Here is an 8,784-nt window from a genome sequence, read left to right on the forward strand (position 1 = left end):
CAAACACCTTCTATAATACATTGATTAAATTGAGCTTTTCAAGAGACCGGGAACTGCTGGTAGATACCGAGGTTCAGGACGGACTGGAACGGTATTTTAAAAAGGTGGGAGCTGAAGTGGTTATTTTCGACAACTTGTCCAGTCTTTGCAACGGCATTGACGAAAATTCGAGTCTCGACCAGGAAAAGTATCTGGTGTGGTTTAAAAAACTGCGTATCAAAGGGTTGGTCGTCCTCTATGTCGATCACAAAGGAAAAGACGCCCGGCGAACCGGTCCACGGGGAGCGAGTAAAAAGGAGGATTGGGTCAGTACCAGTATGGACTTGATTCCCTATGGTAAAAAAGCCCAAGCTGATTTTACTATCAAAGTGACCAAATGCCGAGGTCAGCGACCTTCCCAAGAAGATATTCACGTCCGGCTAAAGCCCAATGTTTTTCCTATGGAATGGGAGATTATGGGTAAGGAGACCGTGGAAACTGAACTCGACTTGCAGGTGTGTTTACTGCAATTGCTGGCCGAAGGAAAAGATTTGACTCAAAATCAACTGGCAGGCCACTCTAATACGAGCCAATCCACGGTAAGCCGGAATCTAAAAACTTTGATCGGTGACGGCTATTTGAATAAGAATCACCAACTCACCTTGAAGGGAAAGGAATTCTTAAAGAAAAAGCACTAATCCGGGGAAAACTCGCCGTTGAGCTAAGGATAGTTGCTGAATAAGCGCTTATGCAGACCCCTGTATAGGAGTCTGCATAATTATTAAATTTAAATTAAAAAACAAAGACTTATGCATTATTCAATGAATATTTTACAGGGGATGCACTATGCTATGCGCGCCCCCCCCTATGGGGGCGCGCGAATGCATAATGTACCCGTATCCCTTGGCAATATTAAATCGATAACCGCTCATCTTTAATCGGGGTAACTCCTAAACGAGGTTTGGTTTTTTTAGGCCAGAAAAGAGGATGAGCTTAATTTGTTATCGCTTACTTAATCCGTAGTTTTTGACTTTTCCCAAATTGGGAAAAATTCAACTTCCAGGATTCATTTCTAACCGGATCAATCTACTTTATCGGAAGTGGCCCCGGTTTTTATGATGGAGTCGTGATTTCGGATCGGTCAATAAAAGAGCACCCGGGGAAAGGCTATTGCAACTGAATAGCATCCTTAGTCAATGGGCAAAAATTACTGTGATGAACCCGTAACATCCTTTATGGGAATCAATGAGGTTGATAAGTATGGACCTACAAATTAAATCACCGGTGGATTATACGTCAATGCAGCTAAAGCTGTTTGCCAATCAAGTACGACAGGGTGGCAAGGTCATTCATGAGGGCCTTGAGACCCGGATAAGTCATGCTAAATTATTGGCTTTTGCTCACAAAGGGTCAAAGTTGATCGGAGTCGCGGCCCTGAAGAATCCCGATCCTCATTATCGCGAAGAGGTCTTCAACTCCACCGGATCGGAGCTGAACCCTGATCGATTTGCTTTCGAGTTGGGCTGGATTTTTGTTAAGCCATCCTTCAGAAGAGGTGGCGTGTCAAAGGCGATGACCACGGCGTTGATGACTAGAGTAACCACTCAGGCCATTTTTGTAACGGTGCAATCGAACAATATCCCGATGATTTGGGTTTTGTCGCAACTTGGATTTCGTCAAGAAGGTCGAGCTTATCGCTCACGACGAGGACCCTATCCTCTCGTTCTTTTTGTTTCTGTTCCCCATAGGCTAAGAAGGAATGATGAATATGCACCCCAGGATGCCGATGCGATTGACCGTGCGTTGAATCCTACTTACCGTAGTCCGCACTATCGCCAACGATTTTTTGATCGATTGTGTTATGACCCCCATTCGGGTCATGAGACTCGCTATTATCAACAGGAAGCGATTATTGCTTTAGAAGAAGCATTGAATCCTGATCATCCTATTATTCTTCATGTGGGGACCGGTGGGGGTAAAACGACGATTGCCAATGATTTTCTTGTAAAGAAAATGCACCAAGGCCAGCGGCCCATCCTCTGGATAGCCAAAGATTGGCCCTTGCTTGATCAGGCGGTGTCCGATCTCCTCCGACGCCACGCGCACTTGAAGCCGAAATCCATCGCTCGCTTGGGCGGTGATGGAACGCTGCTTCATCCTTTACGGGAAGTCACACAAGGGCCAGGACGGGTTGTTTACTCTACAGTGCAAACTGCAGGTAAAAAGGGGAACTTGAGGACGGTGTTTAGAACCCCCAAAAGCCGCCCCAAGCTGGTGGTATATGATGAATGCCACTGGGGTCTGAGAGGAAAAACGGGCCGGCTGATTCGCCGATGGTGTGCGCGCTATCGAATTCCAATGATTGGCTTGACCGCTACCCCTCATTGTCCTCTTGAAACCGATACTTATATTGCCTATAGCAAAACTTTTGCTGAGCTGGTGGCCGAAGGATTCTTGGCTGAACCTAAAATCGAACGGGTTGAGACTCATATCCGTTGGTCTCCCCAAAAGGCCGGCCATGATTTTGCTGCAAGCTCTCTGCGTGAACTTGCGAATAATCAGGAGCGAAATCAACAAATTGTCCAGCGTTATAAGGATCATGAACTGCGCTATGGGAAAACCCTGGTGTTTGCCTGCAACATTGCCCATGCAAATCAACTCGGTAATTTATTTAAGGCGGCTGGAGTAGCCGTGGGGGTGGTTCACAGCAAAATGGGTTACGGGATGCAAGAAGTCGTACACAATTTTCGCCGGGGGACCCTAAATGTTTTGGTGAATGTAGAGCAAATGATCCACGGCGTGGATATTCCCGATATTAGGACCATTTTTATGTGCCGCCCTACCGCCAGCGAGGTGCTCTTTTCCCAAATGATCGGTCGCGGTTGTCGGTGAGCCCACAACAAGACATTTTTTTATATCGTGGAATTTACCGATAACTTGGAGAAATTTGATATTGGATTGATTACTTCAAAAACTTATTTTGATAGTAGTGCTGCGAATAATAACAACCGCTCTCCTGTGGTTGCGAAGCACCCCTCTGATGGAGGGATCGCTTTTGATTCGACGGGCGTGATCACTTGGATTCCGATGGATGCCCCGGAAGCGATACGCGGTCTTTGCTATCGTCACAATCAATCTTTTGGTATTGAGTTCGAGTTGACTCATGATGACTTTGATCACCCCATGATGCTGAATAATGAGTGGGCGAGGATTGCTGAAGAACTTCGGCAAGTGCTCGCCGATTATTTGCCTCTGGGAACCGTAGCGGAGCAAGTTGGAGGAGAGGATAAACGAGTTTGGAACGTCAAATTTGATGGCAGTTGCGGTTGGGAAGTCACCAGTCGTGTCTTGCGAAACCAAGAAGGGTTTAAGGAGGTAGTGACGGCTTGCGACGCGCTCACCGATTGCATCAAGCCCATGGGCCTTAAGGTCAACTTCCGTACTGGAACGCATATCCATTTGGGTTGGTTAGGACGCACGGTCAGTGAAGTTCGGCGAGCAATAGAATTGGCGCGTTTGTTTGAACCCGCGTTAGGGACACTGGTCAGTCCCTCGCGCTTGGTACACTATTCGGGTGAATTTAATTGTTATAATTCGACTGAACCTAATCCTTATTGTCAGCCCGTCTCCACATTCTATTCAAGACAAATGTTAGAAGAGGTGCACACTCGGGATCAGCTTCTATTTCTTCAAAATCGAGATGAATCTCGCTATGTCACCTTCAACATTTGTCCATTAGAGCGCATTTATACCGTTGAATCGCGAATGCATAACGGTGCCCATGAGGCCGAAAAGATTTTGTTGTGGGTCAGCCTGTGGATGCAAATGATGTGGGCGGCGGCTCACCGTGACTCTATTCCTTCAGTACCGGATTGTAAGGTCATTATCCCCAGTGGGGATATTCTTCATCTGGCTAAGACCTACCTGGCCGTGGGGGGAGGTGTCGCCGATGAGTTTCTTGCCCGGTTGGGTAGACGCAGAATGCAAATCGTAGACCTCTGGCGGGCATACCCGGAGTTGCATCCTTGGCTTCAATACCCGGCGACTTGGCGTTAACGTACTTTGATTCTCGCCTTTTCTATGTGCTGATGCCAAAAAGTGGGTTGGGGTTTTTGTCCGCTGACGAGTTGCTTTATTCGGCAGAACTTGGTTACCCCAGCAGAAACTTTTTATTCGATGCCGTCTTGGTCCAAAACTTCGCTCAGTGTGGCCTTGATCCAAGCAGATCGGGTAATGTGTTTTTTGCCCGCTGCCACGTCTACTCGGCGCAACAAGTCGGGGGGAATTCGCAACGTGGTTGAGTAGGGTGGGGTGGGTGGCGGTGATTCTTTGTTGGCTTTGTTGATAAATTTTTCTGCGCGTTGTTCTTGTTGCACAGTGGCCGGTTTTGGAGTGGGCTGGGGACTCCTGGGTATCGTTTTCATTATCAGTTTCCTGCTTTGCGGTAGATGGCCCTGACCAGAGCGACTAGTTCTGCTACGGCTTTTGAGTTGCGCGGTTTGCATTCGTGGACGGCCTGACCTTGGGTAATCGCATCGGACCAAGTTTTGCGCCGCACCAACGGCACGTCCAAATAGGTCAGCGTCGGTTCAAATTCGCGCAGCAAACAAGCCGCTTGTTCGTTATCTTGACCTTGAGGATCAGCCGCATTGATTACTGTAAAAGCGCGTAGACTTTCATTGATTTCTTGGGCTTCTTCCACGAGCGGTACCAATTGTTCGGTGGCCCAAATCTCCCACGTTCGGGGGGGTACCGGTACGAGGAGTTTGTGGGCTACCGTGAGCGCCGCTCGCAAACTGGTGGTGTCCTGCCCTCCCACATCGATCACCACGTCGTTGTAATTGGGGGCGAGTTGCCGGACTTGAGTCCGCAATGCCGAACCCACGAGGGAAATTGCGGTGTAATCACTTTTGCCGGTGACTTGTGCGCGGAGCTCGGTAAATTTTACGGCGGTGGCTTGGTGATCACCGTCTACCAACAACACTTTGCGGTGGCCACATCGGGCGCGAGCAATCGCTAGGTTGACCGCCAGCAAACTCTTGCCCACCCCTCCCTTGGTGTGCCCAACGACCAAAATCATTTGGCTATCCTTTGTAAGTTATTGTAACACAATAGCAATTTTTTGTAGCTCAAACACATTGCAAATGATATACAAATGGGTTGCCCCGTGCAAGCGCCAGCGCCGCTGGTTCGATTAAGGTCGGGATTTTCTCGCGTTACCCCCCATTTACTTTTGCACTGCAACTGATATACAAAGCACGGCTGATTTTGGGGGGTGTGTTCCAGTGCGGGTACCCAGATCGGGTTGTTTTGCTTCCACCAAAATGGTTGGTGTTTTTTTCGGGCCTAATTGACTCGCGGCTACCCCTGATTTAGGGTGCTGCGATCCACAGAAGAGTGGAATGAGGATTCAACGATGTGCCGACATTAGGCCAACCCGAAGCGTTTCTTCAGGCGAAAGAAGGGTTGTTTGATGAGGCGGCAACATCAAGCACAGGACTTAAAAGCGGTTAATTCCACTGCAAAAATGCGCCCGTTGTTCACTCTCCCGGTTGGGAGAAGGACATCGAAAAATTCAATCGCATGACCCCGCGCCTGCGGGCGGAGGTCGAACGGATCAAGACCGGTCGCCCAAAATAATACCCACGGTAAAAACTGTTGCTGCATTCGGCGGCATTCAACGGTCATCCGTAATGGCACTTGAGGACTCAATGGCAAATACCCCTTGGTCACAAAATCAATACATCAAAGCCTACCAGTTTGCAGCTTTAGCTCACCGGGGCCAGTTCGTCCCCGGTACGGACATCGCCTACATTATGCATTTGAGCTTTGTGAGCATGGAAGTCATCGCAGCCCTTCGCACAGAGCAAGGGCATGACGAAGACTTAGCTGTGCAATGTGCGCTGTTACATGACGTGATAGAAGATACAGAAACAACCTATCAACAAATATCTGCCGAGTTTGGAATGACTGTTGCGGAAGGCGTACTTTCCCTTAGCAAGAATAAAACGCTGAACAAGTCTCTTCAAATGGCGGATAGCCTTCAACGAATTAAACAGCAGCCGCATGAAATAGGGATGGTCAAATTAGCCGACAGAGTGACCAATTTACAACGTCCGCCTTCCGCTTGGACAAAAGAAAAAATGGCCCGGTATCAAGCCGAAGCTCTCGAAATTTACAATGCTTTATATGAGGCGAGTCCATCGCTATCTTTGCGGCTGCACAAAAAAATTGTGGCCTACAACGTGTATTTCGATTAGCATCCTGCTAGAATATTCGTATTATAGGAAAATAAGAAAATGCTAAACGGAGATACCCAACCCCAGGCTGAACCCCGAGCAAGTGATAGCGAAGCTTCTGAAGAGGCGAGCCTGAACGGATATGTTGCAGAAATTGCAGATTTTGATGCAAAGCGCCATAGAGTACTGTTGATTGATTTAGAAAATTGTCCCAATCAGATTTATCAGCTACAAAAAAATTTAGAGCAATTTTCTCAAGTTGTGATTTGCTATGCACAAAGTGGAGCAAAAATACCCCTAGACTGGCTGATGCCATTAAGTGCAACGGTGAATACAAATAAATTAAAAATTTTTAAGATGACGAACAGTGGTAAAAATGCGGCAGATTTTGGTATTTGTTTTTTTTCTGGTGTTTTAATGCAACAGTTACAACAAGAAACACATTTTGTAATAATTTCAAATGATACGGATTTAGATCATGTTGTAAACTTACTTAAAAGCCAAGGACGCTCAGCAGAGCGCATAGGCACGAAAAAAGAGGAAAAACAAATTACTTCTACAGAAACTACGGTTTTATTATCGCCAATAAAAACATATTGTATGCATCTTGTTACTTATAGTAAGAATAGACCAGCAAAGAAAGATACTCTACTTAATAGCATTAAAAACAAGTTCAAAGATGCTCCCGAAATAGCAGTAGATGTTTTTAACTTATTAACAACACAAGGCGCAGTAATTATCTCAGAAAACAAAGTATCTTATAACGATAAAAAAATAAAAGAGCTTGCAAACTAAACGTGATATGTCAAAAACGAGTAGCAAGCATTATAATGAACGACCCCCATAGCAAGTTATGGGGTATCTAATTCGCTGTAGTTTTCTTGACTGGTTTGATATGCCGACCTTGTTACTTCAAGAAGGGTTCAAGTTTTTCTTTTATGCAAATGAGCATGAACCTAAGCATATTCATGTTGAAAAGGCCGGTGAGTTTGCCAAAATTGAATGGGCGACGTTGCATGTTGTTCATAATTACATGAAACCTAAAGACTTGAAAAAAGTGTTGTCCATAGTTGAGGCAAACAAAGAAAGTTTTGAGAGGAAATGGGATGAATACTTTAATCAAAGGTAAAGTGGTTCACTTCGATGACCGCTATCTTCATGTAGAGCTTGAGGATGAACGGATGATTTCTACTCCTATATCCTGGTATAAGGAATTACAGAATGCGTCACTCCTGCAACTAAAAAACTATACGTTTATTTGTCAAGGTACAGGTATTGAGTGGCCCGACCTTGACTATCATCTCAGTATTGAGAGTATGTTACTTTCTCAAATTCAGAAAAAGGCGGCTTAAGTTAAACGGGTAGGGCCACTTTGGGGCGGCAGCACTGATGCTAAGAATTAACCTACGATCCCCTGTAGTTGCTGTGGTCGGATCAGTATAAAGCACCTCAAACCCCAAGATCACGAGGGAGGGATAGTTTGACGGTCACCCGATAGAGAGCTATTACTTCACCATAGAATTATTATTCAATCAGTGTGGGTTGTAGTGACCACGGCATTGCACAATGATCATTACATCATTCTCAATTTGGTAAACTAATCGATACCCGTTCGCCACTTGGATGGATAATGAATGGTGTAGTCATTAGAAACAGCCTTGATAAAGTTCAGCTAAATCCAGTGTCCAGCCCACAGATCGGACATCCAGCGTTCCACTAATTATATCCAGCGGTTGCCAGTCTTCAGCGCGACGGTAGATCGTAACGTGCTGCACCTCTTGGGCAATCAACAGATATTCCTCCAAGCTCTCGATCTGCTGATAGGCCAGCCGCTTTTTAGTACGGTCATGGGTGGCGGTCGAATTGGAAAGCACCTCGATAATCAGCTTCGGTTCCTTGCAGAGCACATCTTGATCATCCTGTTCAGCGCAACTCACTACCACATCGGGATAAAATACGTTTTGCGCGGCTTGTACCTTGGCATCAGACGCCAGAACCAAACAAGGAGTACCGTCTAAGTGATTGCCCAAACTCCGAACCAACCGGGCGATCAATTTAACATGGCGGATCGTTCCACCGGTCATGGCGACAATACGCCCGTCAATCCATTCATGCCGGGTCTGCTGCTGATTTTCCCAGTCCATAAACTCTACTAAAGTGGAGATGGCTTTTAAGTGTTCAGCGGTTTCATTCATGGTTTGGATTCCTTATTCTGATAATTCTTGTAGAGTTATTCTCTCGGTGAGGTATCGCCTTGAATTTTAACTTGATCCCGTTGATCCAATAAATAAGAAATGCACTCGCCCAGGGTCCTATCAAGCTGTAACGATAAGTTTTTTAGTTTTCGCCGATCCTCCTCATGAATATAAACATAAAGACCCCGATAGCCCTTATCTTTCATTCGTTCACGATAGTCTATTATTCGTTGCTTGTTGGATTTAGTCATTTCATGAATCCATTTTCCCAACTATTTATTGCAAGATCCGTCGGGCCACCTGAAGGATCGTCAGCAGTTCCCGGTCTCTTGAAAAGCTCAATTTAATCAATGTATTATAGAAGGTGTTTG

General features: G+C 46.0%; 10 protein-coding genes. 7 read left to right on the forward strand and 3 right to left on the reverse strand.

The genetic code is table 11. The features are described 5' to 3' along the window. The 3 genes from BN874_RS21265 to BN874_RS24050 form a co-directional block, all read left to right on the forward strand. A partial coding sequence (locus tag BN874_RS21265; protein ID WP_034436904.1) for an AAA family ATPase occupies nt 1–677 on the forward strand: 677 nt, incomplete at its 5' end. Nucleotides 678–1,239: 562 nt separating this feature from the next. Then, nucleotides 1,240–2,871, forward strand: coding sequence for a DEAD/DEAH box helicase (locus tag BN874_RS24045; protein ID WP_195912255.1), 1,632 nt, complete (start codon nt 1,240–1,242; stop codon nt 2,869–2,871). Nucleotides 2,872–2,898: 27 nt separating this feature from the next. Then, the gene (locus BN874_RS24050) at nt 2,899–4,035 is read left to right on the forward strand and encodes an amidoligase family protein (RefSeq protein WP_154725063.1); all 1,137 of its coding nucleotides are present in this window, start codon (nt 2,899–2,901) and stop codon (nt 4,033–4,035) included. Between the two features lie 113 nt (nt 4,036–4,148). On the opposite strand, the gene BN874_RS21290 is transcribed toward BN874_RS24050, so the two are convergent. Next, nucleotides 4,149–4,403 carry a hypothetical protein gene (locus tag BN874_RS21290; RefSeq protein ID WP_034436914.1) on the reverse strand — a complete coding sequence of 85 codons (255 nt, stop codon included), beginning with the start codon at nt 4,401–4,403 and terminating at the stop codon, nt 4,149–4,151. A gap of 2 nt (nt 4,404–4,405) precedes the next feature. Continuing rightward, the gene (locus BN874_RS21295; protein ID WP_034436916.1) at nt 4,406–5,059 is read right to left on the reverse strand and encodes an AAA family ATPase; all 654 of its coding nucleotides are present in this window, start codon (nt 5,057–5,059) and stop codon (nt 4,406–4,408) included. 631 nt (nt 5,060–5,690) lie between these two features. On the opposite strand from BN874_RS21295, the gene BN874_RS21305 reads away from it, so the two are divergent. The 4 genes from BN874_RS21305 (at nt 5,691) to BN874_RS21320 (ending at nt 7,570) form a co-directional block, all read left to right on the forward strand. Next, the gene (locus BN874_RS21305; RefSeq protein ID WP_034436920.1) at nt 5,691–6,239 is read left to right on the forward strand and encodes an HD domain-containing protein; all 549 of its coding nucleotides are present in this window, start codon (nt 5,691–5,693) and stop codon (nt 6,237–6,239) included. A 39-nt stretch (nt 6,240–6,278) separates the two neighbouring features. Then, nucleotides 6,279–7,013 (forward strand): PIN domain-containing protein, encoded by a 735-nt coding sequence (locus BN874_RS21310; protein WP_230314517.1) that lies wholly within the window; start codon nt 6,279–6,281, stop codon nt 7,011–7,013. Between the two features lie 100 nt (nt 7,014–7,113). Further along, nucleotides 7,114–7,347 (forward strand): DUF4160 domain-containing protein, encoded by a 234-nt coding sequence (locus BN874_RS21315; RefSeq protein ID WP_034436929.1) that lies wholly within the window; start codon nt 7,114–7,116, stop codon nt 7,345–7,347. Continuing rightward, nucleotides 7,325–7,570, forward strand: coding sequence for a DUF2442 domain-containing protein (locus tag BN874_RS21320; protein WP_034436923.1), 246 nt, complete (start codon nt 7,325–7,327; stop codon nt 7,568–7,570). Before BN874_RS21315 ends, BN874_RS21320 begins: the two co-directional genes overlap by 23 nt. 294 nt (nt 7,571–7,864) lie before the next feature. Here the strand turns inward: BN874_RS21320 and BN874_RS21325 are convergent, their stop codons facing one another. Next, nucleotides 7,865–8,413, reverse strand: coding sequence for a Uma2 family endonuclease (locus BN874_RS21325; protein WP_034436925.1), 549 nt, complete (start codon nt 8,411–8,413; stop codon nt 7,865–7,867). Nucleotides 8,414–8,784: the final 371 nt, after the last annotated feature.

The sequence above is a fragment of the Candidatus Contendobacter odensis Run_B_J11 genome (assembly GCF_000531125.1).
Lineage (GTDB): Bacteria > Pseudomonadota > Gammaproteobacteria > Competibacterales > Competibacteraceae > Contendibacter > Contendibacter odensensis.

Bases quoted from the DNA above. Each gene is read 5' to 3' on its own strand.
- BN874_RS24045 (WP_195912255.1), top strand. From the start codon at position 1,240: ATGGACCTACAAATTAAATCACCGGTGGATTATACGTCAATGCAGCTA.
- BN874_RS21290 (WP_034436914.1), bottom strand. From the start codon at position 4,403: ATGAAAACGATACCCAGGAGTCCCCAGCCCACTCCAAAACCGGCCACT.
- BN874_RS21295 (WP_034436916.1), bottom strand. From the start codon at position 5,059: ATGATTTTGGTCGTTGGGCACACCAAGGGAGGGGTGGGCAAGAGTTTG.
- BN874_RS21305 (WP_034436920.1), top strand. From the start codon at position 5,691: ATGGCAAATACCCCTTGGTCACAAAATCAATACATCAAAGCCTACCAG.
- BN874_RS21310 (WP_230314517.1), top strand. From the start codon at position 6,279: ATGCTAAACGGAGATACCCAACCCCAGGCTGAACCCCGAGCAAGTGAT.
- BN874_RS21315 (WP_034436929.1), top strand. From the start codon at position 7,114: ATGCCGACCTTGTTACTTCAAGAAGGGTTCAAGTTTTTCTTTTATGCA.
- BN874_RS21320 (WP_034436923.1), top strand. From the start codon at position 7,325: ATGAATACTTTAATCAAAGGTAAAGTGGTTCACTTCGATGACCGCTAT.
- BN874_RS21325 (WP_034436925.1), bottom strand. From the start codon at position 8,413: ATGAATGAAACCGCTGAACACTTAAAAGCCATCTCCACTTTAGTAGAG.